The organism is Shewanella violacea DSS12 (genome assembly GCF_000091325.1).
In the GTDB taxonomy this organism is placed as follows: Bacteria; Pseudomonadota; Gammaproteobacteria; order Enterobacterales; family Shewanellaceae; genus Shewanella; species Shewanella violacea.
On record NC_014012.1, the window covers coordinates 3090003 to 3116990 of the forward strand.

A 26988-nucleotide genomic window follows, 5' to 3' on the forward strand; every position below is an offset into this window, starting at 1 on the left:
TCCAATACCTTATGTGCCATAGCATCACTGACTATCATTATTGATAATTGCGCCGGATAAGATCCGCTCAACCATCTTTGGCAATATTTCACTGGCCTTTCCTTGTAAGTGAAATTGAAATTGGCTATGACGATCAGCCTCGACCAGATTAACCTCAACGGTTTGAGCGCCATGATGATTGGCTATATCCACAAAACCAGCGGCCGGATAAACGGTACCAGAAGTGCCAATGGCAATAAACAGATCACAAGTGTCTAATGCATCTTGAATACGGTCCAGGCCTATGGGGATCTCACCGAACCAGACTACATCAGGCCTGAGTCTCTGGGCCGGGATACAGCAGGTACATGTGTGTTCGGGTCCAAATGGGTCTTTAAGCAAAAAGGTTTGGCCGGAGCGCGGGCAACGTCCTTTCGATAACTCACCATGCATATGTAATAAACGACGTGATCCCGCCCGTTCATGCAGATCATCAATATTTTGAGTCACTAACAAGAAGTCACCATCAAACTCTCTCTCGAGGCGCGCCAAGGCATCATGTCCAGCATTCGCCTCCACATCTCCGCTGTGGAGCTGACTCCAACGAGTATTATAGAATCCCTCCACGAGTTCAGGATCTCGTGCATAACCTTCCGGCGTCGCAACATCTTGGATCTTATGTGCTTCCCATAAACCATCCTGATCTCTGAAGGTTTTTATTCCTGATTCTGCTGAAATTCCAGCACCTGTTAAAATCACTATCTGGCGATACATCTTAGTCCCTTCCATACTCTGCTTGTTCTTATTGAATATAACCTGATAATCCTGACGAGAATATCTAATACACAATATTATGAAATTAGTAGTAATACGATAATAACAATACAAAAAGTAAGCTCAATACGCATACTTTTTCTCTGATTTTAAGCCATTTATTGCATATATTTTTATAAAGCTAAGATAAAGACCTTCAGAGGTTTAAGTTTTTAAATTTACCTCTATAATGGATATTAGTATCCACTATTGAACCGATCGTTAAGCTGATGGTTCTGCAATCAAGAGATTAGTAATGACAGATGGAAATCAAGCGCTAAAAAAAGCGGGTTTGAAAGTCACTTTACCACGAGTCAAGATCCTAGAACTGATGCAAGGACCCGAAAACCAACACATCAGTGCAGAAAATCTGTATAAAAGATTACTCGAAATAGGTGAAGAGATCGGTTTAGCCACAGTGTATCGTGTACTCAACCAATTCGATGATGCTGGTATAGTCACACGTCACCACTTCGAAAGCGGTAAAGCTGTATTCGAATTAGCGACTAAGCATCACCACGATCATCTTGTTTGCCTATCTTGTAACAAGGTCATCGAGTTTTCTGATGATTTGATCGAGACTCGACAAGATGCGATTGCCAAGAAGCACAACATAAAACTCACCAACCACAGCCTATACCTTTATGGTGTCTGTCTTAATGATGAGTGTGACCATAACGACGCTTAATTCTTTTAAGTTTCGTCCTAAAAATAACCAGCCCTCGAGCTGGTTTTTTTGTGCCTAGCACTTTAATTATACGAGATGCTTGTGAAAAATATTCACCTTGTGCCCCATGAAACTATCTCTATTTCTTTGTTCCATCCCCAGCTTTATAGCCAGATTTTCCGACCCTTTATTACCCAATAATATGATTGCTATGGCTTCATGGACGTCAAAGTCTGGAAACGTCTCCAGTGCAGACTTGCCCGCTTCAGAGCCATAACCTTGGCCCCAATAGTCAGGAAGATAACGGTAGCCCAACTCGACTTCCTCAAACTCGGTAATATACTTAGGCCCACAAAATCCAATCACTTTTTTATCTGCTTTATGCTCTACAGCCCAACGGCCGTAGCCAAACTCTTCATAACTGACGAGAATGACATCTGAAAATATTTTCTCGGCTTGATCGATTGAAGTCATAGGTGCGCCGGGAATGTAAGTCAATATCTCAGGTATGCTATTAAGCAGAAATAGGCTTTGAATATCCTTGGTTTCAAAGTGGCGTAAAATTAATCTTTCCGTTTCAGCAATGATCATATAATCCCTTTAAATAGTGCCTATGTTTGAACCTGTGTACCAAAATTAAATTTGATGCGGCTAATCTAATTAAGTACCAATTTATATACCTGTTCGTTTTTTATCAATATAATCCCATAATAAAGTATAGAATTTGCTCGATTAAACATCATTCGCAAGGAAGTAGTATGACAATAATGCAATTGGTATATTGGCTCATTGCCAGTTTAGGTAACCTGTTAGCCCTCTACTTGTTTAATACAAGCAGTCCCCTCTCCATATTACTGACAGTATTCACAGTCTGTTACACGGTGATCGGATTTTATGATCTCAAGTTTAGCTCCCACAACTTAAACAGACTCTATCCTGTAGTTGCCTATCTTCGCTATTTCCTCGAATCCTATCGAATCGAGATCCAGCAATATTTCATCGCCAATGACACAGAGGAGCGCCCCTTTAATCGAGAGCAGAGGTCCTTGGTATACCAGAGAGCCAAGAATGTCCGTGACACTATCGCCTTCGGAACCCAGCAAGATCTACTGCAAGAAAACTATCTTAGCCTGTGGCATTCACTGTCACCCAAGAAAATAAGCCATAAGGTGAAGCGCATTAGATTCGGCGGACCCAACTGTACTCAACCCTATGATGCATCTTATTTGAACATATCGGCCATGAGTTTTGGCTCTCTCAGCGCTAATGCTATCGAAGCCTTAAATCTCGGGGCCAAGCAAGCAGCTTGCTTTCACAACACGGGAGAAGGCGGCGCAAGCCCCTACCACCTTAAACACGGCGGCGACATTGTTTGGCAAATAGGGTCAGGATTATTCGGTTGTCGTGATGATGAGGGTAATTTTGACCCAAACTCTTTCGAAGCCATGGCCAAACGCCCGCAAATAAAGATGATTGAGATAAAGCTAAGTCAAGGCGCAAAACCTGGCCACGGCGGCGTACTGCCAAAGGCTAAAATCACCGAAGAAATTGCTGCTATTCGCCATATTCCCATGGACAGAGACTGCGTATCCCCGGCGGTTAACCCGGAATGCACGACTCCCATAGCCTTACTGAATTTTGTTGCGCGTTTAAGGAAGCTCAGTGGCGGTAAGCCCATAGGTTTTAAACTTTGCATCGGTAATCCCGCCGAATTTCTCGGGATCTGCAAAGCCATGATTGAAACAGGAATAACGCCAGACTTCATCACGGTTGATGGCGCCGAAGGTGGCACAGGTGCCGCACCGGTTGAGTTCACTAACCGACTCGGTATGGTGTGTCTCGAGGCCGTCTATTTTGTTCACAACGCCTTAATCGGTGTAGGCTTAAGAGATAAAATTCGCATCATTGCCTCGGGTAAAACTGCATCGAGTTTCGATCTGCTCACCAAAATTGCCCTAGGTGCCGATACAGTTAATGCCGCACGCACCATGATGTTGGCTCTGGGTTGTATTCAGTCCCGCCACTGTAACACCAACTTGTGTCCCACAGGCGTCGCCACTCAAGATCCTGCCAGAGCTAAGGCTATCAATGTGCAGCAGAAAAGTTTGAGGGTTAAAAACTTCCATCACAATACCCTAGAAAGTTTTTATGAGCTCGTTGGTAGTATGGGTTTAGATGATCCCGCTAAACTGCTTCCACAGATGATCAAACGTCGTTCCCCCTACGGCTTACTCATGTCTATGGGTAGCTTAATAAAACCCGTAGCGTCGAATGCACTGATTGAAAACGGTCAGCTTGATGATGCCTGGCAGATCTGGTGGGATACCAGCCGAGCCGAGCAATTCTATGCCGAAGATGTGTTCTTTCTCAAGCCCCCCGAGTTCAGGCATCTGGCATAAGCATCGAGAAACGAGAAACTAATAACTAATAACTAAGTAGTTTCTCCTATAGCAAGAACCACAGCCAGAAACCGAAACTAAACACAGATAGCACAGTTGATAATACAACTGTGCTGGCCAATACTGATTGCTGCACCTTGAGCTGAGTGGCGATGAGATAGGCATTAACACCTAAAGGAGATGCGCTGAGCAGCACCACTAACGCCAAGCTATCCCCTACCATGCCTAAGCCATAATGCCCGAAAAAATAAACCAGAGCCGGCAGCACCAGTAATTTAATAACGCACGCCAAAGCCGAAAACTTCCAATCTTGACTGATGCTATAAAAACTCAAATTAGCCCCCAGCACAAACAAGGCGCAGGCGAGGGCCGGTTGTGCCAGCAGGCTAAGTCCGGACATCAGCTCATCAGGCAAGTTAAATCCCAGGGCATTAATGAGTATCCCCATAGAGATGCTCATCACCACAGGGTTAAATAGAATTGAGCGAGTGAAACTTGGCCATGAAAAACCTTGCCCAGCCCCTTTAGAAGCGATTAAGAAGGTCAGAGCAAACAAGAGCGCACTGTGAAAGGTGATGATGACAAAGACATTACCCATCATGGACTCACCCAGTGCCCCTATGATGATCGGCAGACCCACTAGAATAGTGTTGGAATAACTACAGCCTAAGGCGTACACAGCACTATGAGCCTGAACCTTATCATTACCGCGACGAAAGAGTTTACACGCCAGAAAACCTATCCCATACACAGCAAGAACAGGCAGATAAAATGCCATCAGCTCGGTAATATTCAGACTCTGCTCTAAGGGCGCTTTATACATATTCAGGAACAAGAAGGCGGGAATGCTGATGTTAAAGGCGAACTTTCCAATACCAGCAATATGCTCACGGCTTAAGTATTTGATATGAGTCAGCAAGTAGCCAAGGCCGACCATGAAAATTAGTGGAAAAATAATAGAAACGATAAACATAATTAACTCAAAGCTTCCTGAAAATGAAAAGTATCTATACCTGAGGCGAACTTATCTATGACTCCAGCTATAAGCTCACGGCTTAAGCATCTGATATGAGTCAGCAACTAGCCCTGACCACTATGAAGATTAGCGGGAAAATAATAGAAACGATAAACATAATTAACTCAAAGCTTCCTGAAAATGAAAAGTATCTATACCTGAAGCGAACTTATCTATGACTCCAGCTATAAGCTCACGGCTTAAGCATTTGATATGAGTCAGCAACTAGCCCAGACCACTATGAAGATTAGCGGGAAAATAATAGAAACGATAAACATAATTAACTCAAAGCTTCCTGAAAATGAAAAGTATCTATACCTGAGGCGAACTTATCTATGACTCCAGATATAAGTTCAAGACTTAAGTGTTTGATATTATTCAGCAACTAGCCCAGACCACTATGAAGATTAGCGGGAAAATAATAGAAACGATAAACATAATTAACTCAAAGCTTCCTGAAAATGAAAAGTATCTATACCTGAGGCGAACTTATCTATGACTCCAGCTATAAGTTCAAGACTTAAGTATTTGATGTGAGTCAGCAACTAGTCCAAACCGACCATGAAAATTAGCGGGAAAATAATAGAAACGATAAACATGGTTAACTCAAAGAAGCTCAGAAAATTAAACGTTGTTTGTTGAATTACAAATAACAAAAAAGGCGCCAGAGGCGCCTTTTAAAACTGGAATGGCTAATTACCAACCAGTTCTAGTACGTAGTGCTTTACCGATATCGGCAAGTGAACGAACTGTAGTTACGCCTGCAGCTTCAAGAGCGGCAAACTTATCTTCAGCAGTACCTTTACCACCAGCGATGATTGCGCCAGCATGACCCATACGCTTGCCTTCAGGTGCAGTAACACCGGCAATGTATGAAACAACAGGTTTAGTCACGTGAGCCTTAATGTACTCAGCTGCTTCTTCTTCAGCAGTACCACCAATTTCACCAATCATAACAATCGCTTCGGTCTGTGGATCGTTCTGGAATAACTCAAGAACGTCGATGAAGTTAGTACCAGGAATTGGATCGCCACCGATACCAACACAAGTAGACTGACCGAAACCTTCATCGGTAGTCTGCTTAACCGCTTCATAAGTCAGAGTACCTGAACGAGAAACGATACCGACTTTACCCGGCTTGTGGATGTGACCAGGCATGATACCAATCTTACACTCACCAGGAGTGATAACACCTGGACAGTTAGGACCGATCATACGCACGCCAGTCTCTTCAAGCTTAACTTTAACCTGAAGCATATCCAGAGTCGGGATGCCTTCGGTAATACAAACGATAAGCTCAATGCCACCGTCGATAGCTTCAAGAATGGCATCTTTACAGAAAGGAGCTGGTACATAGATAACTGATGCTGTTGCGCCAGTTTGAGCTACTGCTTCTTTAACTGTGTTAAATACTGGCAGACCAAGATGAACTTTACCGCCTTTTCCTGGTGAAACACCACCAACCATCTGAGTACCGTAATCGATAGCTTGCTCAGAGTGGAATGTACCTTGACCGCCGGTAAAGCCCTGACAGATAACTTTAGTATCTTTATTGATTAAGACAGACATTATTTGCCCTCCGCAGCTTTAACAACTTGCTGAGCCGCGTCTGTAAGACTCGTGGCAGCGATGATATCGAGATCTGAACCAGCCAAAACTTCACGGCCAAGCTCTGCGTTAGTACCTTCAAGACGAACAACAACAGGAACGGTTACACCGACCTCTTTAACCGCACCGATAATACCTTCAGCTATCATGTCACAACGCACGATACCACCGAAGATGTTAACCAATACTGCTTTAACGTTATCGTCAGATAGGATGATCTTGAACGCTTCAGCAACGCGCTCTTTAGTCGCTCCGCCGCCAACATCAAGGAAGTTAGCTGGATTGCCGCCGTGTAGGTTAACTATATCCATAGTTCCCATAGCAAGACCCGCGCCGTTAACCATACAGCCGACGTTTCCGTCTAGTGCTACATAGTTAAGCTCGAACTTAGCAGCATGTGCTTCACGAGCATCATCTTGTGATGGATCGTGCATGTCACGGATTTTAGGCTGACGGTACAAAGCGTTACCATCGATGCCAATTTTACCGTCGAGACAGTGAATGTTGCCTTCGGTGGTAATAACTAGCGGGTTAATCTCTAGAAGTGCGAAATCATGGTCTTCGAACATCTTAGCTAAGCCCATGAAGACTTTAGTGAACTGCTTCATCTGAGTCGGGTTTAGACCCAACTTGAAGCCAAGATCACGTGCCTGGAATGGCTGAGGACCTGTCAATGGATCTATGATGGCCTTGTGGATCAACTCAGGCGTATTTTCAGCCACAGTCTCAATATCCACACCACCTTCGGTAGAAGCCATGAATACCACACGACGTGAAGCACGATCGACAACGGCACCTAGGTACAATTCGTTGGCGATATCGGTGCAGCTTTCTACTAAAATTTTAGCTACTGGCTGACCCTTCGCATCTGTCTGGTAAGTCACCAGATTTTTACCTAACCAATGTTCGGCAAACGCTCTGATCTCGTCTTTAGAACCAGTAACTTTAACGCCACCCGCTTTACCACGGCCGCCTGCGTGTACTTGACACTTAACAACCCACATATCACCGCCAATATGGCCAGCAGCTTCTACAGCTTCTTGAGCTGTATCACATGCAAAACCTTCTGACACTGGTAAACCATATTCGGCAAAAAGAGCTTTTGCCTGATACTCATGCAAATTCATGATGATCTATCCATATACTTCAAATCAAATTTAACTGGCTCTTTAGGGCCAGTACGAGGGTAATACCAATCGCGCCCTAGGACGTGACTGGTATGGTGTCACTGCAACTTTTTATAAATCTAACAGTAGACGAGTTGGATCTTCGAGGAAGTCCTTAATGGCAACCAAGAAGCCAACTGACTCACGACCATCGATAATACGGTGGTCGTAAGAAAGTGCTAGGTACATCATGGGTAGGATTTCAACCTGACCATTGACTGCCATTGGACGATCCTTGATGGCATGCATGCCCAAGATCGCGCTCTGTGGCAGGTTCAAAATTGGTGTAGACATCAATGAACCGAACACACCACCGTTAGTGATGGTGAAGTTACCACCCGTCATATCTTCAACGGTTAGTTTGCCGTCACGGCCCTTGATCGCCAATGCACGTACATTACGCTCGATATCGGCAAGGCTCATGGTGTCGGTATCACGCAATATCGGCGTAACCAGACCACGAGGAGTAGAAACCGCAATACTGATATCGAAATAATTGTGATAAACGATGTCATCGCCATCGATAGAGGCATTAACTTCAGGGAAGCGCTTCAGTGCTTCGGTCACGGCCTTGATGTAGAAAGACATGAAACCTAGACGCACGCCATGACGCTTCTCGAAGACTTCCTGATACTGCTTACGGATATCTTTAATAGGCTGCATGTTGACTTCGTTAAACGTAGTCAGCATAGCGGTAGAGTTTTTAGCTTCCAGAAGACGTCTAGCAATCGTCTTGCGTAGGCGTGACATAGGCACACGCTTCTCGCTTCGTTCAGCCAGAGGCGCTACGGCAGCAGGAGCACTGGCCACTGGAGCCGGTGTCGCTTTTGCACTTTTAACGAAGGCTTCAACATCTTCCTTAGTGATACGTCCGCCAACGCCTGTGCCTTTAAGTTTAGTGGCATCCAGGTTATGTTCGGCGATAAGACGACGAACCGATGGGCTTAGTGCATCATTTGACTCATCTGTCGCTTCAGGCGTTACGGCTTCAGCTTCGGCCTTAGTCACTTCCTGACCGGCAACTACACCAGCGATAAACTTGGCAATAACGGCTTCACCCAAAACAGTGTCGCCCTCTTCAGCCAAAAACTCAGCGATTGAACCATCTTCAGGTGCAACCACTTCGAGTACAACTTTATCAGTCTCGATATCGACGAGGTTCTGATCTCGAGTGACTTGTTCGCCAGCTTTCACATGCCAAGTGGCAATGGTCGCATCGGCAACAGATTCTGGCAGTACGGGTACCTTAATTTCGATACTCATTATGAGCTATCCTTTTTATAATTGTCTGTTACTACAGTTTTAATGCTGTCTTGATCAAAGAGTCTTGCTGCTGAGCATGCAATGTAGGATAACCACATGCAGGTGCAGCTGATGCTTCACGACCGGCATAGGTTAACTCTGCACCAGCTGGGATTGCTCCCCAGAAATGATGCTGACTACAGTACCAGGCGCCCTGGTTTTGCGGCTCTTCCTGACACCAGACAAAATCTTTGACATGCTGGTATTGCGCTAATGTCTCTAACATCTCTTCACGAGGGAACGGATAAAGCTGCTCCACACGGATAAGGGCGACATTAGTAATATTCTCTTTACGACGTCTCTCTAGTAGTTCGAAATAAACCTTACCACTACAGAAGACCACGCGATCTACCTTGTTGCTATCTAGGCTGTCCATCTCAGGGATAACATTCTGGAATGTACCCTGTGCCAGCTCTTCCATGGTAGAAACAGCTAAGGGATGACGCAGCAAAGATTTAGGAGACATCACGATCAAAGGACGACGCATAGGACGTACAACCTGACGTCTGAGCATATGATAAACCTGAGCCGGTGTCGATGGTACGCAGACCTGCATATTGTGGTTGGCACATAATTGCAGGAAACGCTCCAGACGAGCACTGGAATGTTCAGGTCCTTGTCCTTCATAACCGTGTGGCAGCAACATAGTCAGACCACACAAACGGCCCCACTTCTGCTCACCAGACGAGAGGAACTGATCGATAACCACTTGGGCACAGTTGGCAAAATCACCAAATTGAGCTTCCCATAGGGTCAATCCACCCGGCTCCGCCGTGGCGTAACCGTATTCGAACGCCAGTACAGAGGCTTCTGATAAAACAGAATCGGTTAGATCAATCGGGCCTTGATCATCAGATATGTTACGTAACGGCATATAAGCCGATGCATCATTTTGATTGTGCAGTACTGCATGGCGATGGAAGAAGGTTCCACGACCCGAGTCCTGACCTGTGATACGGATACGTTTCTTGTCTTCGAGAATCGACGCGTAAGCCAAAGTCTCGGCGAAGCCCCAATCGAGCAACTTCTCACCTTTTGCCATCAGGGTGCGATCTTTATAGATCTTAGCCACTCGAGATTGCAACTTGTGAGATTCAGGCACGTAACTGATCTTATTAGCAAGGTTCTGAATACGATCCATCGACATCTGAGCCGGATACTCTTCATCCCACTCTCTGTTGATGTAAGGTGACCAGTCGACAGAATGCAGTGTCATAGGACGCCATTCATCCACCACGCAATCACCGTGATCTAAGGCATCGCGATAATCGTTGATCATCCCAGTGACTTCATCGGCGGCCAAGGTATTCTCGGCAATCAGCTTATCGGCATAAATCTTACGCGGCGTAGGATGCTTCTTGATCTTGGCATACATCAGCGGCTGAGTCGCACTCGGCTCATCGGCTTCGTTATGACCATGACGGCGATAACACACCAGATCGATAACTACATCACGCTTAAATTCGTTACGATAGTCGACAGCTAACTGAGAGATGAAGACCACAGCCTCTGGATCATCGGCATTAACGTGGAAAATCGGCGCCTGTACCATCTTAGCAATATCGGTACAATATTCAGTTGAGCGTATATCGTCTTGATTCGAGGTGGTGAAACCTACCTGATTATTAATCACCAGACGTATGCTACCACCGACCTTGAAGCCGCGAGTCTGAGACATGTTGAATGTCTCTTGAACTATGCCCTGACCCGTAATCGCCGAATCACCATGAATGGTAATAGGCAAGACTTCTAGGCCATCATCACAACCACGTCGATCTAGACGTGCACGTACCGAGCCCATAACAACTGGGTTAACGATCTCTAGGTGTGATGGGTTAAACGCAAGGGCTAGATGAACATTGCCACCAGGCGTCTTAAAATCGGAGGAGAAACCTTGGTGATACTTAACATCACCCGAACCGTTCAGTGCATCGCTATGCTTACCGGCGAATTCATCAAACAACTCTGCAGGTTTCTTACCTAAGATATTAACCAGTAAGTTCAGACGACCGCGGTGAGCCATGCCCACGACGACCTCTTTGGTGCCGGCTTCGCCCGCGCGATAGATGATCTCGCGCATCATAGGAACTAGAGCATCGCCACCTTCGAGAGAGAAACGTTTTGCCCCTGGGAATTTGGCCCCTAAGTATTTCTCCATACCTTCTGCGGCGTTCAGGCCTCGAAGAATACGGGTCTTAGCGGTTTTGTCGTAATTAGCTCTACCTAAAGAAGGTTCTAACCTCTGCTGAATCCAGCGCTTCTCGTCAGTATCTATCATGTGCATGTATTCGGCACCGATAGAACCACAATATGTGGTCTTCAATGCGCTAATAAGATCCACCAGCTTCATGGTTTCGCCACCATGAGCAAATGAACCTGTATTGAATTCACGCTGCATATCTTCGCTTGTTAAGCCATGGAAGGCTGGGTCAAGTTCAGAAACCTTGTCACGCTTCCACAGTTCCAGAGGGTCGAGATTTGCATTCTGGTGGCCACGGAATCGATGAGCATTGATCATCTGCAAGACTTTAACTTGCTTAGCGTCAACTTCAGGATCTGTCACACGGGCCGAACCCTTATGACTTCCTTCGAGCGCTAAACTACGAAAATAATCACGTACTTTAGAGTGGGCAGCTTCGGGTACATCAGCCGATGCGCCATTGGCATGAGGGAGGTTATCAAACACCACTTGCCAGTCTTCGGAAACAGACTGAGGGTCTTCTTGATAGGCTTCATACATCTCTTCTACATAGGTCGAATTAGCACCGTTAAGGTGTGATGATTCGAGCCAGGCTTTCATGATGCCTTGGTGCATTTCTATTCCTTTCAAACTTTATACACGTTTTTAGCCGAAGTTTTTAGATGCACCCTTCGTCGAAGATACAAGTGTAGAGTGACGAGAGGTACACAGTTCTTGCCGCCCTAGAAATTCTAATGTTCCAGATTTCACGGCATTTTGTAGTTCCGTTACACAAAGAGCCACTTTTCCACAGAGAAGTGGCTCAATTCGAGCTATCTAATTATTACTATTAGCTCTTTGTCCTGCATTTACACTGCTCTCTTCAGCAACATGGACTTAATGTGTCCAATTGCCTTAGTCGGATTGAGTCCCTTAGGACATACATCCACGCAGTTCATGATGCCATGGCAGCGGAATACGCTGTAGGCGTCATCGAGCTCCGATAAACGCTCTTCGGTTGCTGTGTCACGGCTATCGATTAGGAAGCGATAGGCATGTAACAAGCCGCTTGGACCGATGAACTTATCAGGGTTCCACCAAAAAGATGGACAAGCGGTAGAACAACAAGCACACATAATACACTCATATAAACCATCTAAGTGTTCACGTTCCTCAGGTGATTGCAGATGTTCACGCGCAGGCGTTTTCTCATCGTTAATCAGATAGGGCTTGATCTTCTCATACTGAGTGTAGAACTGAGACAGGTCTACAATTATGTCACGAACAACTGGCATTCCAGGCAGTGGTCTAATCTCGATTTTCTTACCCTTGAAGGTAGAAACTGGCGTGATACAGGCCAGACCGTTCTTGCCATTCATGTTTAGGCCATCTGAGCCACAAACACCTTCACGACATGAACGACGAAATGCCAAAGTAGGATCTTGCTCTTTCAACAATATCAGTGCATCAAGGACCATCATATCGGTACCTTCAGCAACGTCTAATGTGTAATCCTTCATATACGGCTTAGCGTCTACATCGGGATTATAGCGATAAACTGCGATATTCAAATTCATCTCTGTATCTCCTTAGTAGGTACGCTTGATCGGTGGGAAGGCTGCACGAAGCTTAGGCTCCATGTTAACCGCACGACGATCCATTGTTTCAGTAACTGGGTCAAACAGGCTGTGACACAACCAGTTCTCATCATCACGATCGAGGAAATCTTCACGTGAATGCGCACCACGGCTCTCAGTACGGAAGTTAGCAGCATAAGCCGTCGCAATAGCTGTCGCCATCAAGTTATCCAGCTCTAAACATTCAATACGCTGGGTATTGAACTCTTTCGAATTATCCGAAAGCTTAGCATTGGCCAGACGTTCACGAATTTGCTTCAACTCTGCCAGACCTTCGGCCATAGAGTCACCACGGCGGAATACGGAGAAGTTAAGCTGCATACAAAGCTGTAAGTCTTTACGGATCTGTACCGGGTCTTCACCGTCTTTGTTGCTTTCCCAGCGATTTAGACGTGCTAGAGACGCATCGATGTCGGCATCAGTCGCATCTTTAGGATTAGGAGTCTCATCCAGGGCTTTACCCAGATGCTGACCCGCTGCACGACCAAATACTACTAAATCCAGTAATGAGTTACCACCTAAACGGTTAGCGCCGTGTACCGATACACAGGCAATCTCACCGACGGCAAATAAACCTATTACATCACTCTCTGAACCATCTTCACTCTTACGAATGACTTGGCCACTCACTTTAGCAGGCAGACCACCCATCATGTAATGACACGTTGGTAGTACAGGGATAGGACCATCGGCCGGATCGATATGGGCAAACGTACGAGATAACTCGCACACACCAGGAAGACGCGCTTCCAGTGTCTCTTTGCCTAAGTGATCCAGCTTGAGTAGCAAGTGCGGACCTAAAGGACCGTCCAGACCACGACCTTCACGAATCTCGGTCATCATAGAACGTGCAACCACGTCACGTGATGCCAAATCTTTCGCGTTAGGCGCATAACGTTCCATGAAACGTTCGCCGTCTTTGTTCAGTAGATATCCGCCTTCACCACGACAACCTTCGGTCACCAGTACACCGGCTCCCGCGATTCCCGTTGGATGGAACTGCCACATCTCCATATCTTGCATCTGCACGCCAGCACGCATTGCCATGCCGACACCGTCGCCAGTATTAATATGCGCGTTAGTAGTCGATGCATAGATGCGACCGGCGCCGCCTGTAGCGAGTACGGTAGCCTTGGCCTTGAAATAAACGATTTCACCACTTTCGATATCGATAGCGGTACAACCGACAATCACGCCGTCTTCGTTCTTCACTAAATCCAGTGCATACCACTCGGAGAATACTTGTGTTTTATGCTTAACATTTTGCTGGTAAAGACAATGTAGCAGCGCATGACCAGTACGGTCGGCTGCAGCTGCAGTACGAGCCGCTTGCTCACCACCGAAGTTTCTTGACTGACCACCGAACGGACGCTGGTATATCTTGCCGTTCTCGAAACGAGAGAAAGGCAGACCCATATGCTCCAGCTCGATTACCGCCTCGGGACCAGTTTTACACATGAATTCGATCGCTTCTTGGTCACCGATAAAATCGGAACCTTTAACCGTATCGTACATGTGCTGTTCCCAATGATCTTCATGGGCATTACCTAAGGCTACTGTGATGCCACCTTGGGCCGAAACCGTATGAGAACGAGTCGGAAACACTTTAGATAAAAGCGCACAGCTCTTACCTTCTTTAGAAATCTGTAATGCTGCTCGCATACCTGCGCCACCGGCACCGATCACGACCACATCAAATTCGCGTACTGGAATACTCACTTAAACACCCCACACAATTAAAATGCCTGCAGCCAAATAAGAGAAGGCTGCTACGACAACAACAAACTGAAGTAAACCACGAAGCATTAACGGCTTAACGTAATCTGTTAGCACCTGCCAGACACCGATCCAAGCGTGGATCAGAATCGCGACTAAAGCGAGCAGTGTGAATACTTTCATCGGCAGAGCGCTGAACAAGCCATGCCATGCGTCGTAGGTTAGTGGAGAGCTAAGGGCAATAAATCCAACCACAAAAATAGTGTATAGGGCTAAAATGATTGCGCTTGCGCGTATTAGAATAAAATCATGAACACCACTGCGTCCAAGACTCGCTGCATTAGTTACCATACCCAAACCCCTACTATGATAGAAAACGCAAATGACAGTGCAAATGCGGCTTTTGCCGAAGCGATACCAGCTGGCAACTCTTCCCAACAACCGGCGTCCATTATCAGATGACGTATGCCAACGATAAGGTGATAACCCAGTGCGGTAAGAATTCCCCAGATGACAAACTTAACCAGCAAGTTATCAAAAAGAGATTGTACGCCGGCGAAACTCTCTGGTGATGCTAAAGATTCACTCAGCAACCAGATGAGAATGCCAACAGCAAATAGCATGATGACACCGGATACACGGTGGAGGATAGACGCGATCGCTGTTGCAGGAAAGCGTATGGTCTGCAGATCTAGATGGACAGGTCTTTGCTTTTTCACGTTCTGCTCACTCTGCTCAATTGAGCTATATTTTTGTTATACGAAGCGCTTTTGCTCAAACATTAAACTGTGAATAAAACCACACTAAGATGTCATTACAAAAGAAAAGTTTAAACAGACGTTTAACGCTTTTATCAAGTTACTAATGAAGTGCTCTCTAAATGGCAATGTCTGTCGCTCTTCTGAGCTGAAGCAAGTATACGCGCGGCAAATGTCAAATACAAACATCACATTATGCAAATATTGTTTTTTTGGTAAAAAATCTGCCAAGTACCTGTTCTCCTATGGGGTTTAGGCACAATAAGGCCTTGGTCAACGAAATTAAAACGCTTATTTAAATTGAAATGTGATCTAGATTCACTGTAAGGTACAGGCGTTTGATAAGCCGCACTCACATAAGAATGAAGTAAGGAGAACGGGTATGGCTAAAAATATAGCCAAGTTGGAACTTCCAGGGAATGAATCAATCGATCTGCCAATAAAAAAAGGCACGGCAGGATTCGATGTCATCGACATCAGTAAATTAGGTAGTAAGGGTTACTTTACATTCGATCCAGGATTTCTCGCGACAGCCTCCTGCGAATCTGCGATTACCTATATCGATGGCGCACAAGGGATACTGCTTCACCGCGGATACCCTATTGGTGAACTTGCCGTAAATTCAGATTATTTAGATCTGTGTTATTTGCTGCTGTACGGAGAGCTTCCAACAAAAATTCAGTATGAACAGTTTGTTCATACTGTTAAAAACCACACCATGGTTAACGAGCAATTAGTCGCCTTCTTTAGAGGTTTCAGACGTGATGCTCACCCAATGGCAATGTTATGTGGTGTTACAGGTGCACTTTCTGCATTTTACCAAGATTCACTAGATGTTAACGATGAGCGTCACCGCGAAATTGCCGCCTTCCGTCTAGTATCTAAGATGCCGACAATTGCCGCCATGTGTTACAAGTACTCGATCGGCCAGCCATTCGTGTATCCACGTAATGACTTGAGCTACGCGGGTAACTTCCTCAGCATGATGTTTGCTGTGCCATGTGAAGAATACAAGGTTAATCCGATTGTTGAACAAGCCATGGATCGCATCTTTATTCTGCATGCGGATCATGAGCAAAACGCGTCGACATCGACAGTACGTCTGGCAGGTTCTTCAGGTGCTAACCCATTTGCATGTATTGCAGCGGGTATTGCATCACTTTGGGGCCCCGCTCACGGCGGCGCTAACGAAGCGTGTTTGAACATGCTCGAAGAGATTGGCACTGTGGATCGTATCCCAGAGTTCATCGCTCGTGCTAAAGACAAGGAAGATCCTTTCCGCCTGATGGGCTTCGGACATCGCGTGTATAAGAACTTCGACCCTCGCGCTAAAGTCATGCGTGAAACTTGTCATGAAGTTCTTAAAGAACTTAATGTTAACGACCCACTGCTCGATGTTGCCATGGAACTCGAACGTATTGCCCTTGAAGATGATTATTTCGTCTCTAAGAAGCTATATCCAAACGTCGATTTTTACTCAGGCATCATCATGAAGGCTATCGGTATTCCGACTAGCATGTTCACTGTACTGTTCGCCCTTGCGCGTACAGTTGGTTGGATTGCTCATTGGAAAGAGATGTTGGATCAACCTGGTCATAAGATCAGTCGTCCACGTCAATTATATACCGGCGCACCTGAGCGCTCTTTTGTCTCACAAGACAAACGTGAATCTTAACGTCTCTATGACCTAGGACTTAAAACCTAGGAAATAAGAACTAAAAAAGGCACTCATCGAGTGCCTTTTTTATTACCCGCTCCCACCATGTTCACCCTGTTATGGTTCACCCTTTCACTTACACTTGATTGGATTGCTCATTGGAAAGAGATGTTGGATCAACCTGGTCATAAGATCAGTCGTCCACGTCAATTATATACCGGCGCACCTGAGCGCTCTTTTGTCTCACAAGACAAACGTGAATCTTAACGTCTCTATGACCTAGAACTTAAAACCTAGGAAATAAGAACTAAAAAAGGCACTCATCGAGTGCCTTTTTTCTTTTAATTTGGCAAGATTCTATCGACTTCAATACAGCTGTCGAAGTCTCGCAAATCACATCCCTTGTTGTACCATTTGGCTTCACTATCACCTTCAGACATCTGGCCAGCCCTACGACATCCTGAGAGATCACCGAATTCACACGCACGTCCATAATAGAGTATAGCGCCGACGGTATCCTTGAAACGCTCCACAGCTTTCCATGCAAATTGATAACAAGCAGAAGCGTCATCATTCATGCAGCAATCCTGATACTGGCTAACCAAGTGCCTAGGGTATTTAGCTTCATCAAGGGCACACACTTGAGTGATCTTGGCAGGTTTTGTGGGGGCATTCATCACTAGGAAGCTTTGACTGACTATCTCAGTGCCCTTTTCGAGTACTGATAATGTCCATTTACCTGAAACTAGCTCAGATTCTGATTCAAAATTCCAAATAACATAGTTAGGTCTGCCAAAATAGACAACATCTTGCCAGCTCGATTCGGTCGTCACAGTCCCATCAGAGGCTTTCATTGCAGGGTGTTTGACTATAACAGTGACAGGCAATTGTCTAGGCATATCAAGCTGTATCTTTCCTGCTAGCTTAGTCTTTTTGATCATATTCACCGCAACTGAAGCGGTATAAGTGTAACCAAATCCGCTACCCAATTTGGGTGCAATAGGAAAGCTTGGAGTGATATCGAACCCAACAAGGGTGCCATTGTTTTTTATTGGAGTAGCCTGGCCCTTAGCATCGATTTTGGCATTGATTCCAACGCTATGCTCGATGGACGATTCAGTCACATCCTCAGTAGATGCAGACTCATTGGGGATATTGGTACACGCTGGTAAACTTAACAGACAGATAACTGAACATATTTGTGCAAACTTCATACTATTCATTACTTTAGACATTTAAAAGCAGGCATAATACTGAACTAAATGTGCACAAACAAGATACTTTACCATTACAAATTACAACAAGGAGACGGAGATCACATCAAGCATATAACTATTCTAGTACACAGATTTTTTCCATGATGAAGTTGGTTAGGTGTTGATCTTTAACGGTTACTAATTGTTCTACAAGGACAATAAAACCAAAATGTTCGAAGAAGGGTCTTGCCGTGATGCTGACATGGGAATAAAGACGTGTGATCCCATTAGCTTGGCCTTCGTGAATCAAGGCTTGCATTAATGCTTTACCTATACCTTGGCCCTGATGATCAAGATGACAGAAAAAATGGTCAATATAGCCATCACTCTGCAAGTCGGCGAAACCTAGCAGCTTGCCATCTGATTCGGCAATGAAAGGGTTCATGGCTAGTATACGTTCAGGCCAGGTATCTGGCATAATTTGTGTTGGTGCCCAAGCGGATACTTGGCTTTGAGTGTAATCTCTGATATTAATTTTGTGAATGGTATCGTATTTGATCTTCCACAGGACGACTGAATCATTAGATTGTTCAGCGTGATTAAATTTACGAATCTGTATCATGCCAGCCCTATACGGTTATTGTATGCCTAATGAACGCAATATAATAACCGAAAGGACTCACATTAGCAGGAAGAGTTAGTCCGCTAACCAATCATCTATTGCTTTGCGCTTACGCTGCTTAATATCACGACGTATCTCATCGCGAGGGTCCAGTTTATCTTTTGCCCTACTTATCTTTCTAGATGCATTGCTCTCCATTCTATCCAGTTTCTTATTGACATAAGTACCATCGGCTAGATCCCGAGCATTGTCTGAGGCTCTATTGACCTTATTCTTAGTCTGATTGTATTCGCGCTTATACTTATACTTGTTATCTTTGATGTCTCGATTCATGCGTACTGCATCTTTCAATAAGTTTTGCGCATGCAAATTTGGTGAGAATACAAACACTGACATCAAGGCCATAACGACTAATTTTTTCATAAATAATGACTTCCATAAGATTTATCTAGGGATTATCCCCCTCCATCTCCTGTAAATGAACACTAGTTGATGCATTTAGGTTATTAACAAAACGAATGAACTGAGTAAATGCAATTAGTCTTACTAGGAAAACCACTAAACAGCTTGCATGCAGACGCGATACATTTTGTATCAAATGAGGTTTGAATTGTTACATATATAAGCGTTAAATCCCTTTAGTCAAAAACATCAATTTTTAAACCTTTTCGCTACACTAGCTTCGGATAATTTAACAACCGCTAATAATAAAACAGTAAGGCCCTGTATTTATTAAACTTAATTTATTGGCATGGCTTGTGCTTAGTTAGTGGTAATTGGAATAAGTAACTTAGGTATTTTTACATGGACTTTTTAAATACACCCACTGACATTCAAGTAACTCACTCTCACAAAACAGGGATTAAGACTCACCCACTCAAAGGTTTCAAATTTGCACTGCCTCTACTTCTGGTATCTGTACTCTCGGCTTGTGGCGGTGAGGAACCTATAAAAGAAGAGGAGAAATATGCAGTCCCGGTAGAAACTACCACTGTGATTCAGGGGGATGTGTCTTCTTTCTACAGCACAACAGCCACACTGGAAGCCCCAGAAGAAGCCAAGGTGGTCACTCGTATCGCAGGCTTAATTGAAATCATCAAGGTGGAAGAGGGTGACAGAGTCACTAAGGGTCAACTGCTGGCGGTGATCGATGCTAAGAGACAGAGATATGATCTGGCCCGCTCACAGGCCGAAGTGCAAATAATCGAGCAGGAACTCAACCGTCTAAAGAAGATGGGCAATAGGCAGTTTATCAGCGCTGACTCTATGGCTAAGCTTGAATACAACCTGCAGGCCGCTACTGCTAAGCGCGACCTAGCGAGTCTTCAGGTCGAAGAGAGCATGGTTCGCTCCCCTATCGACGGTGTTGTCGCCACTCGCTTCGTTAAAAAAGGCAATATGGCAAAAGAGTTTGACGAGCTGTTTTACATAGTGAATCAAGACGAGCTCCACGGTATCGTCCATCTGCCGGAGCAGCAACTTCAGAGTTTACGTCTGGGTCAGGATGCACAAGTGTTCGCCAATAAACATTCCCAAAATACGGTTCATGCCAAAGTATTACGCATCAGTCCCATTGTCGATGCCAAGAGTGGCACCTTCAAAGTTACCCTATCTGTACCCAATGACGATGGGAAGCTCAAAGCCGGCATGTTTACCCGAGTAGAGCTCAGGTATGACACTCACAATAATGTGATCACAGTTCCCTATAACGCTGTGGTCAATCAAGATAATCAATTTTCACTTTATGTCATCGACGGAACCAATGTTAATCGCCGTGAAGTCTCTCTGGGTTATCGTGAAGCCGACACCGTAGAGATCATCTCCGGCATCAAACCTGGTGAGCAGATAGTGATCCGCGGTCAGCACAATTTAAAAGATCAGTCCCTTGTAGAAGTGATCACTGCATTAGATCTTGCCTCAGTCGAGAAGTAAAGGAAGCCGAACTATGTCTATAATAACAACATCGGTAAGACGCCCAGTCACAGTATGGATGTTCATGTTGGCAGTCGTCCTGTTCGGCATGGTGGGTTTCTCACGCTTAGCAGTCAAACTTCTGCCTGACTTGAGCTACCCTACTATCACAATACGAACTCTGTATGTGGGCGCGGCGCCAGTCGAAATAGAGCAGCTAGTCTCTAAACCCATCGAAGAAGCGGCGGGTATCGTAAAAGGCTTAAGAAAAATCAGTTCGATATCACGCTCAGGTATGTCAGATGTGGTACTTGAGTTCGAATGGGGCACAGACATGGACATGGCCAGTCTGGATGTCCGGGAAAAACTGGACACCATCATCTTGCCTCTCGATGTGAAGAAGCCATTACTGCTTAGATTTAATCCAAACCTTGATCCTATCGTCCGCCTCGCCTTATCGGTTCCCGATGCCAGCGATAACGAACTCAAGCAGATGCGCACTTACGCCGAAGAGGAATTAAAACGCCAACTCGAATCCTTAACCGGTGTAGCAGCAGTTAGACTCTCAGGCGGTCTCCAGCAAGAAGTGCACATACTACTCAATCAAGAAAAGCTCACTCAGCTCAATCTTAACGCCGATAAAATACGTAAGCGTATCGCCGAAGAAAATATTAACCTGTCTGCCGGTAAAGTGGTCCAGGGAGATAAAGAGTACTTGGTGCGCACCCTTAATCAGTTCAATTCTCTGGAAGAGCTGGGTCAGATCATAGTGTATCGCGACGCTCAGACCTTAGTCAGACTGTTCGAGGTTGCCGAAGTGGTCGACGCTCATAAGGAACGTAACGATATCACCCGCATTGGCGATCAGGAATCTATCGAGCTGGCTATCTATAAGGAAGGCGACGCTAATACCGTTGCTGTAGCCAGGAAAGTCAACGCTGCGATTAAGCAGCTAAATGATAATCAGGTCAAATCTGAGTTAACCGTTATCTATGATCAATCTGAGTTTATTGAGAGTGCAGTAAGTGAAGTCACATCTTCCGCACTGATAGGCAGCTTGCTTTCTATGTTGGTCATCTATCTATTTTTAAAAGATATAATTCCCACCTTGATCATCTCTATCTCGATTCCTTTCTCGGTAATCGCCACATTTAATATGATGTATTTTGCCGATATTAGCTTAAACATCATGTCACTGGGAGGAATCGCACTGGCTGTGGGATTGCTGGTCGACAACGCTATTGTGGTACTCGAAAACATAGATCGCTGCCGCTCCCTTGGCATGAGTAAGCTCGAAGCCGCTGTGACCGGTACTAAAGAAGTCTCTGGGGCAATATTTGCTTCAACCCTAACCACACTCGCCGTCTTTGTTCCTTTGGTCTTCGTCGATGGTGTTGCCGGAGCCCTGTTTTCAGATCAAGCTTTGACTGTTACCTTCGCCCTGTTAGCTTCACTGCTCGTGGCACTCACCACCATTCCCATGTTAGCGTCTCGTGAAGGCATAAAGTCTCTGCCTCCACTACTGGCGAAAGAGAAGAAGCTAGCACCTGAGACTAAAATAGGTAAGTTGAAACACTACAGCGCCACGGTTTTCTCTTTCCCGTTTATCGTCTTGTTCAGTTACTTACCCAGTGCCCTATTAACCTTAGCACTTATGTTCGGCCGCCTGCTGTCTTGGTTCACCGGACTGTTTATGCGCCCACTAAGCCAAGGATTCAACTGGTGTTACCATAAACTTGAAGCTATCTATCATCTCCTGCTCGCCTTGGCGCTTAGATTCAGAGTCATGACTCTGTCTATCGCCATCCTGATCACCTTAGGCGCGGCCTCCTTAGTGCCTAAATTGGGCATGGAGCTTATTCCACCAATGAATCAAGGTGAATTCTATGTCGAAATCCTCCTTCCCCCAGGAACCGAGGTATCAGAAACAGACAAGATACTGCGTCGACTCGCCCTGTCGATAAAAGGCAGAGAAGATGTTAAACATGCCTATAGCCAGGCGGGAAGTGGTGGCTTAATGACATCAGATACTTCTCGTGGCGGTGAAAATTGGGGGCGCTTACAGGTAGTACTAACAGATCCAGATGCCTTCGATGCAGTGGCATCTGTGCTACGTACCACATCCATGCGTATTCCTGAATTGGAAGCTCAAATACAACACCCAGAGCTCTTTAGTTTCAAGACTCCACTGGAAATTGAGCTGATTGGTTATGATCTAACTCAATTGAAGCAAACGGCTAATGACTTAGTCGACGCCTTGTCAGAGTCAGACCGCTTTGCAGATCTCAAATCCAGCTTAAGAGATGGCCAACCTGAAATCAGTATTCGCTTCGATCATCAGCGCTTGGCGGCATTGGGGATGGACGCACCTACCGTGGCGAATCGTATCGCTCAGCGAATTGGTGGTACCGTTGCCAGCCAATATACGGTGAGAGATCGTAAAGTCGATATTCTGGTCAGAAGTGAGCTAGATGAGCGCGACCAGATAAGCGATATTGGCGCCATGATCATCAACCCGGATAGCAGTCACCCCATAGCACTCAGCGCTGTTGCCGATGTGACACTCAAATTGGGCCCCTCGGCAATCAATCGTATCAGTCAGCAAAGAGTCGCCATCGTCTCGGCAAACTTAGCCTATGGCGATCTCAACGAAGCCGTATTGGAAGCGAGAAACATCTTAGCCAAGCAGACACTACCGACTTCGATTCAAGCCAGATTTGGTGGTCAGAATGAGGAGATGGAACACTCATTCCAGTCACTGCAGATAGCTTTAGTGTTAGCCATATTCTTAGTCTATCTGGTCATGGCCAGCCAGTTTGAGTCTCTGCTTCACCCTCTACTAATTCTGATTGCCGTGCCTATGGCGGTCGGTGGCAGTGTATTGGGATTATTTATCACCGGCACTCATTTGAGTGTAGTGGTGTTCATCGGACTCATCATGTTGGCCGGCATAGTGGTTAACAATGCCATCGTACTGGTGGATCGCATTAATCAGCTACGTCAAGAGGGTAAAGAGAAGATGGCGGCCATATCAGAAGCTGCCAAGTCTCGTTTACGTCCCATTATAATGACCACAATGACCACGGCCTTAGGCCTGTCTCCCATGGCCTTCGGCCTAGGCGATGGCTCAGAGGTCCGCGCACCTATGGCAATTACGGTAATATTTGGTCTTATCTTATCGACCCTACTCACCTTAGTGGTGATACCTGTGCTCTATGCCCTATTCGATCGCAAACAATATGCATCGGCTGAGACCAAAGATATTCAAGCAACACAGCTCGTAAATGAAGGAGGTCAGGGATGAACCTCACCCAATTAGCCATTTCAAGGCCAGTAACCACCAGCATGTTTTTCGTCGCCATTCTATTGTTCGGTTTGGCTTCGAGTCGCTTGCTGCCTCTGGAGATGTTTCCAGGCATAGATATGCCTCAAGTAAACATAGAGGTACCTTATAAGGGCTCGACTCCAGCCGAAGTCGAGCGTGATATCACCCGTATTTTGGAGGAGTCATTAGCCACCATGAGTGGAATTGAAGAGATGAGATCCAACTCTTCACAAAATGGCGCCGAGATTGAGCTGAGGATGAAGTGGGGAGCGAACGTCGCCACTAAAAGCTTAGAGGCCAGAGAAAAAATTGATGCCGTGAGACACCTGCTACCAAAAGATGTTGAACGTGTGTTTATTAGGCAGTTCTCAACCGCAGATATGCCTGTGCTTAATTTAAGAATCTCCAGTGATCGAGAGCTATCTGGCGCATTTGACCTACTGGATAAACAGCTAAAACGTCCGTTAGAGCGAGTCGAAGGTGTGTCTCAGGTGACGCTATACGGCGTCGAACAGAAACAGATTGAGATCAGGATCAATGCCGATAAGTTGTCGGCCAGTGGGATCTCTATCCCCTATCTCCAACAACGTCTGCAACAAGAGAACTTTATCGTCAGCGCGGGGATCTTGAGAGCCAACTCGCGAGTCTATCAGGTCTCTCCTAAGGGAGAATTTAGAAACCTTGATGATATCAACGCCGTAGTAATTAAGCCTGGTATCACACTTGGCGATATCGCCACTATCAGCTTCTCGCTTCCCGAGCGTTTAGATGGCAGACACTTAGATAAAAACTACGCGGTAGGCTTAGACGTTTTCAAGGAGTCTGGCGCTAATCTGGTTGACGTGTCGGCGAGAGTGATGAAGGTCATCGAGGCCGCCAAACAAGATGAGCAGTTTGACGGCATCAAGTTGTTCGTCATGGAAGATCAGGCCTATGGGGTCACATCCTCACTGAACGACCTCTTGACCGCTGGTCTCATCGGTGGCCTGCTGTCTTTTGCTGTCCTGTATCTGTTTCTGAGAAACCTGAAGATGACTTTAGTGGTGGTAACTTCGGTGCCCATCTCTATCTGCATGACATTGGCCGCCATGTATCTGTTAGGTTATAGCCTCAACATTCTGTCCATGATGGGCTTGTTACTCGCCGTCGGCATGCTTATTGATAATGCCGTAGTAGTCACCGAGAGTGTGTTACAGGAGAAACAAGCTAAGGGCTCAAGCTCCAGCAAAGAATCTAATTCCGCGGTACTGACAGGGGTGAACAAGGTGTCACTGGCGGTCCTTGCCGGTACGCTCACTACTGCCATTGTATTTTTGCCCAATATCTTCGGGGTAAAAGTTCAATTGACCATCTTCCTTGAGCATGTGGCCATCGCTATCTGCATCTCGCTGGCAGCTTCACTACTGGTAGCAAAAACCTTACTGCCACTTATGCTCAGTAAGATGAACATAGAGGTCGAAACTAAGGAGAAAGAGAGCAAACTCCAAACCTACTATCACAGGAGCTTGGATTGGATCTTAACCAGGCCACGTACCTCAGGTGTGATATCTCTCATTATTTTGGCATCCACCGCCCTGCCCTTAAGCATGGTCAATCAAGATCAGTCCGATGGCGAGGGCAACAATAAACTCTACATCAACTATCAGGTTGAAGGTCGACATAATCTCGACGTCACCGAGGCGATGATCAATAAGATGGAGACCTATCTCTATGCCAATAAAGATAAATTCCATATCGACTCTGTCTATAGCTACTACTCTCCCGACCGCGGCCAATCGACCCTGATCCTGAAACAAGATACCCAAGTCGACATGAAGGATCTAAAGAAAATCATACGTGAAGGCTTCCCTAAGTTTTCCATCGCCAAGCCACAGTTTGGTTGGGGCGGCGGTAACAACGGCTTAAGAGTCACCCTGACCGGGCGTTCCACCGGTGAGCTTATCGAGATAAGTAACCGAGTTATCCCGCTTCTGTCTGAGATTGAAGGCTTAACGGATGTGAGATCAGAACTCAGTGGTGCCCAGCAGGAGGTGGTGATCCAGATTGACAGGCAAATGGCCGCCAGACTCGATCTCAAGCTTAACGAAATAGCTTCCAGTATATCTATGGCCTTAAGAGGCAGCCAACTTAGATCTTTTCGTCATGACCCTAATGGCGAGTTGCGTATCCAGATGTCCTTCGAGCAAGAATGGCGCTTGTCTTTGGAGAGATTAAAACAGCTACCTGTGATCAGAATCGATAATCGGGTGTATACCTTAGATAGCTTAGCGAGTATCACCATCTCGCCAAGATTCGATACCATTCGCCACTATGATAGACAGACGGCCTTGTCTATTGGCGCGAACTTAGATGATCTCACCACAGAAGAGGCACAGAAAAAGATCACTCAAGTGATGGAAACCGTGAGTTTCCCTGCAGGATATGGCTATTCACTCAGAGGAGGCTTCGAGAAACAAGATGAAGATCAGGCTGTGATGGCGACTAACATGTTGCTGGCCTTGGCCATGATTTACATAGTCATGGCGGCGCTGTTCGAATCTTTACTGCTACCGACAGCTATCATCACCTCGATCCTGTTTTCCATCACAGGCGTATTCTGGGGCTTACTATTTACCGGCACGCCCATGGGCGTCATGGTCATGATAGGCATATTGATCTTAATGGGAATCGTGGTTAACAATGGCATAGTGCTTGTGGATCAGATAAACCAGAAAGAGCCTGCACTCGACAAGCTATCGGGAGAAATCAGTCAGGTGTGTATTTCGCGCCTTCGCCCTGTGCTTATGACAGTGGGCACTACGGTACTCGGTTTACTGCCCCTAGCACTGGGTGATACTCAACTCGGTGGCGGCGGGCCATCATATTCACCCATGGCCATTGCTATCATAAGCGGCTTAACATTTTCTACCGTCACCAGTCTTTATCTGGTGCCATTGTGTTATCAGGCGTTATATCGAATGCGCTATAATGCAGCCGTACGCTTAGGTCGTGCCAACAGTATCACCAGAAAACTCATGCCATGGGCTTACTAAGCTGAA

20 protein-coding genes and 1 pseudogene are annotated in these 26988 nt (G+C 45.8%); 7 read left to right on the top strand and 14 right to left on the bottom strand.

What is annotated here, in order from left to right; all coding sequences use genetic code 11:
- Positions 1 to 24: 24 nt before the first annotated feature.
- Entirely contained in the window at positions 25 to 867 is an 843-nt protein-coding gene (gene cobB, locus SVI_RS12890; RefSeq protein ID WP_013051995.1) for a Sir2 family NAD+-dependent deacetylase, read from the bottom strand.
- A gap of 181 nt (positions 868 to 1048) precedes the next feature.
- Between cobB and fur the strand changes: the two genes are divergently transcribed.
- Complete coding sequence (gene fur / locus SVI_RS12895; RefSeq protein WP_013051996.1) at positions 1049 to 1480, top strand: ferric iron uptake transcriptional regulator; 432 nt, start codon at positions 1049 to 1051, stop codon at positions 1478 to 1480.
- Between the two features lie 66 nt (positions 1481 to 1546).
- Here fur and SVI_RS12900 read toward each other — a convergent pair whose 3' ends face one another.
- On the bottom strand, positions 1547 to 2050 hold the full coding sequence (locus tag SVI_RS12900) for a GNAT family N-acetyltransferase (protein WP_013051997.1): 504 nt from the start codon (positions 2048 to 2050) through the stop codon (positions 1547 to 1549).
- 167 nt (positions 2051 to 2217) lie between these two features.
- Here SVI_RS12900 and SVI_RS12905 point away from each other — a divergent pair, with 167 nt between their 5' ends.
- Positions 2218 to 3858: an FMN-binding glutamate synthase family protein gene (locus SVI_RS12905; protein ID WP_041419934.1), complete on the top strand. Its 1641-nt coding sequence runs from the start codon at positions 2218 to 2220 to the stop codon at positions 3856 to 3858.
- A 46-nt stretch (positions 3859 to 3904) separates the two neighbouring features.
- On the opposite strand, the gene SVI_RS12910 is transcribed toward SVI_RS12905, so the two are convergent.
- The 9 genes from SVI_RS12910 to sdhC all read right to left on the bottom strand — a co-directional run bounded on the left by SVI_RS12910 (position 3905) and on the right by sdhC (position 15221).
- The gene (locus SVI_RS12910) at positions 3905 to 4831 is read right to left on the bottom strand and encodes an AEC family transporter (protein ID WP_013051999.1); all 927 of its coding nucleotides are present in this window, start codon (positions 4829 to 4831) and stop codon (positions 3905 to 3907) included.
- A 738-nt stretch (positions 4832 to 5569) separates the two neighbouring features.
- Positions 5570 to 6442 (bottom strand): succinate--CoA ligase subunit alpha, encoded by an 873-nt coding sequence (sucD, locus tag SVI_RS12915; RefSeq protein WP_013052003.1) that lies wholly within the window; start codon positions 6440 to 6442, stop codon positions 5570 to 5572.
- Positions 6442 to 7608, bottom strand: coding sequence for an ADP-forming succinate--CoA ligase subunit beta (gene sucC / locus SVI_RS12920; RefSeq protein ID WP_013052004.1), 1167 nt, complete (start codon positions 7606 to 7608; stop codon positions 6442 to 6444). Before sucC ends, sucD begins: the two co-directional genes overlap by 1 nt.
- A gap of 111 nt (positions 7609 to 7719) precedes the next feature.
- Positions 7720 to 8910, bottom strand: a complete 1191-nt coding sequence (gene odhB / locus SVI_RS12925; protein ID WP_013052005.1) for a 2-oxoglutarate dehydrogenase complex dihydrolipoyllysine-residue succinyltransferase — start codon at positions 8908 to 8910, stop codon at positions 7720 to 7722.
- 31 nt (positions 8911 to 8941) lie between these two features.
- Positions 8942 to 11764, bottom strand: a complete 2823-nt coding sequence (gene sucA, locus SVI_RS12930) for a 2-oxoglutarate dehydrogenase E1 component (RefSeq protein ID WP_013052006.1) — start codon at positions 11762 to 11764, stop codon at positions 8942 to 8944.
- Between the two features lie 233 nt (positions 11765 to 11997).
- A complete protein-coding gene (locus SVI_RS12935) occupies positions 11998 to 12705 on the bottom strand; it encodes a succinate dehydrogenase iron-sulfur subunit (RefSeq protein WP_013052007.1) in 708 nt (235 codons plus the stop codon).
- 12 nt (positions 12706 to 12717) lie between these two features.
- Positions 12718 to 14484, bottom strand: coding sequence for a succinate dehydrogenase flavoprotein subunit (sdhA, locus tag SVI_RS12940; protein WP_013052008.1), 1767 nt, complete (start codon positions 14482 to 14484; stop codon positions 12718 to 12720).
- Entirely contained in the window at positions 14485 to 14832 is a 348-nt protein-coding gene (sdhD, locus tag SVI_RS12945; RefSeq protein WP_013052009.1) for a succinate dehydrogenase, hydrophobic membrane anchor protein, read from the bottom strand.
- A complete protein-coding gene (sdhC, locus tag SVI_RS12950) occupies positions 14826 to 15221 on the bottom strand; it encodes a succinate dehydrogenase, cytochrome b556 subunit (protein ID WP_157608700.1) in 396 nt (131 codons plus the stop codon). The genes sdhD and sdhC overlap by 7 nt, the downstream gene beginning before the upstream one ends.
- Positions 15222 to 15621: 400 nt before the next feature.
- Between sdhC and SVI_RS12955 the strand changes: the two genes are divergently transcribed.
- Together SVI_RS12955 and SVI_RS12960 are read left to right on the top strand one after the other, a co-directional pair.
- Positions 15622 to 16914, top strand: coding sequence for a citrate synthase (locus SVI_RS12955; protein ID WP_013052012.1), 1293 nt, complete (start codon positions 15622 to 15624; stop codon positions 16912 to 16914).
- A gap of 84 nt (positions 16915 to 16998) precedes the next feature.
- Positions 16999 to 17163: pseudogene (locus tag SVI_RS12960) on the top strand (type II citrate synthase); the annotation flags it as partial.
- A gap of 74 nt (positions 17164 to 17237) precedes the next feature.
- Here SVI_RS12960 and SVI_RS12965 read toward each other — a convergent pair.
- The 3 genes from SVI_RS12965 to SVI_RS12975 all read right to left on the bottom strand — a co-directional run bounded on the left by SVI_RS12965 (position 17238) and on the right by SVI_RS12975 (position 19137).
- Complete coding sequence (locus SVI_RS12965; RefSeq protein WP_049791099.1) at positions 17238 to 18110, bottom strand: DUF3859 domain-containing protein; 873 nt, start codon at positions 18108 to 18110, stop codon at positions 17238 to 17240.
- Between the two features lie 118 nt (positions 18111 to 18228).
- The gene (locus SVI_RS12970; protein ID WP_013052015.1) at positions 18229 to 18714 is read right to left on the bottom strand and encodes a GNAT family N-acetyltransferase; all 486 of its coding nucleotides are present in this window, start codon (positions 18712 to 18714) and stop codon (positions 18229 to 18231) included.
- Between the two features lie 75 nt (positions 18715 to 18789).
- Positions 18790 to 19137 carry a hypothetical protein gene (locus SVI_RS12975; protein ID WP_013052016.1) on the bottom strand — a complete coding sequence of 116 codons (348 nt, stop codon included), beginning with the start codon at positions 19135 to 19137 and terminating at the stop codon, positions 18790 to 18792.
- 381 nt (positions 19138 to 19518) lie between these two features.
- Between SVI_RS12975 and SVI_RS12980 the strand changes: the two genes are divergently transcribed.
- Genes SVI_RS12980 through SVI_RS12990 form a run of 3 tightly spaced genes read left to right on the top strand, consistent with a single transcriptional unit; the run spans position 19519 to position 26982 of the window.
- Positions 19519 to 20646 (top strand): efflux RND transporter periplasmic adaptor subunit, encoded by a 1128-nt coding sequence (locus SVI_RS12980; RefSeq protein ID WP_013052017.1) that lies wholly within the window; start codon positions 19519 to 19521, stop codon positions 20644 to 20646.
- Between the two features lie 13 nt (positions 20647 to 20659).
- Positions 20660 to 23929 (top strand): efflux RND transporter permease subunit, encoded by a 3270-nt coding sequence (locus SVI_RS12985; RefSeq protein ID WP_041419935.1) that lies wholly within the window; start codon positions 20660 to 20662, stop codon positions 23927 to 23929.
- The gene (locus SVI_RS12990) at positions 23926 to 26982 is read left to right on the top strand and encodes an efflux RND transporter permease subunit (protein ID WP_013052019.1); all 3057 of its coding nucleotides are present in this window, start codon (positions 23926 to 23928) and stop codon (positions 26980 to 26982) included. The genes SVI_RS12985 and SVI_RS12990 overlap by 4 nt, the downstream gene beginning before the upstream one ends.
- Positions 26983 to 26988: the final 6 nt, after the last annotated feature.

Coding starts and splice junctions, on each gene's coding strand:
- SVI_RS12970 (WP_013052015.1), bottom strand. CDS start 18,714: ATGATACAGATTCGTAAATTTAATCACGCTGAACAATCTAATGATTCA.
- SVI_RS12990 (WP_013052019.1), top strand. CDS start 23,926: ATGAACCTCACCCAATTAGCCATTTCAAGGCCAGTAACCACCAGCATG.
- sucC (WP_013052004.1), bottom strand. CDS start 7,608: ATGAATTTGCATGAGTATCAGGCAAAAGCTCTTTTTGCCGAATATGGT.
- SVI_RS12965 (WP_049791099.1), bottom strand. CDS start 18,110: ATGAAGTTTGCACAAATATGTTCAGTTATCTGTCTGTTAAGTTTACCA.
- SVI_RS12900 (WP_013051997.1), bottom strand. CDS start 2,050: ATGATCATTGCTGAAACGGAAAGATTAATTTTACGCCACTTTGAAACC.
- SVI_RS12905 (WP_041419934.1), top strand. CDS start 2,218: ATGACAATAATGCAATTGGTATATTGGCTCATTGCCAGTTTAGGTAAC.
- sucD (WP_013052003.1), bottom strand. CDS start 6,442: ATGTCTGTCTTAATCAATAAAGATACTAAAGTTATCTGTCAGGGCTTT.
- SVI_RS12955 (WP_013052012.1), top strand. CDS start 15,622: ATGGCTAAAAATATAGCCAAGTTGGAACTTCCAGGGAATGAATCAATC.
- sucA (WP_013052006.1), bottom strand. CDS start 11,764: ATGCACCAAGGCATCATGAAAGCCTGGCTCGAATCATCACACCTTAAC.
- SVI_RS12910 (WP_013051999.1), bottom strand. CDS start 4,831: ATGTTTATCGTTTCTATTATTTTTCCACTAATTTTCATGGTCGGCCTT.
- SVI_RS12980 (WP_013052017.1), top strand. CDS start 19,519: ATGGACTTTTTAAATACACCCACTGACATTCAAGTAACTCACTCTCAC.
- SVI_RS12935 (WP_013052007.1), bottom strand. CDS start 12,705: ATGAATTTGAATATCGCAGTTTATCGCTATAATCCCGATGTAGACGCT.
- fur (WP_013051996.1), top strand. CDS start 1,049: ATGACAGATGGAAATCAAGCGCTAAAAAAAGCGGGTTTGAAAGTCACT.
- SVI_RS12985 (WP_041419935.1), top strand. CDS start 20,660: ATGTCTATAATAACAACATCGGTAAGACGCCCAGTCACAGTATGGATG.
- SVI_RS12975 (WP_013052016.1), bottom strand. CDS start 19,137: ATGAAAAAATTAGTCGTTATGGCCTTGATGTCAGTGTTTGTATTCTCA.
- odhB (WP_013052005.1), bottom strand. CDS start 8,910: ATGAGTATCGAAATTAAGGTACCCGTACTGCCAGAATCTGTTGCCGAT.
- sdhD (WP_013052009.1), bottom strand. CDS start 14,832: ATGGTAACTAATGCAGCGAGTCTTGGACGCAGTGGTGTTCATGATTTT.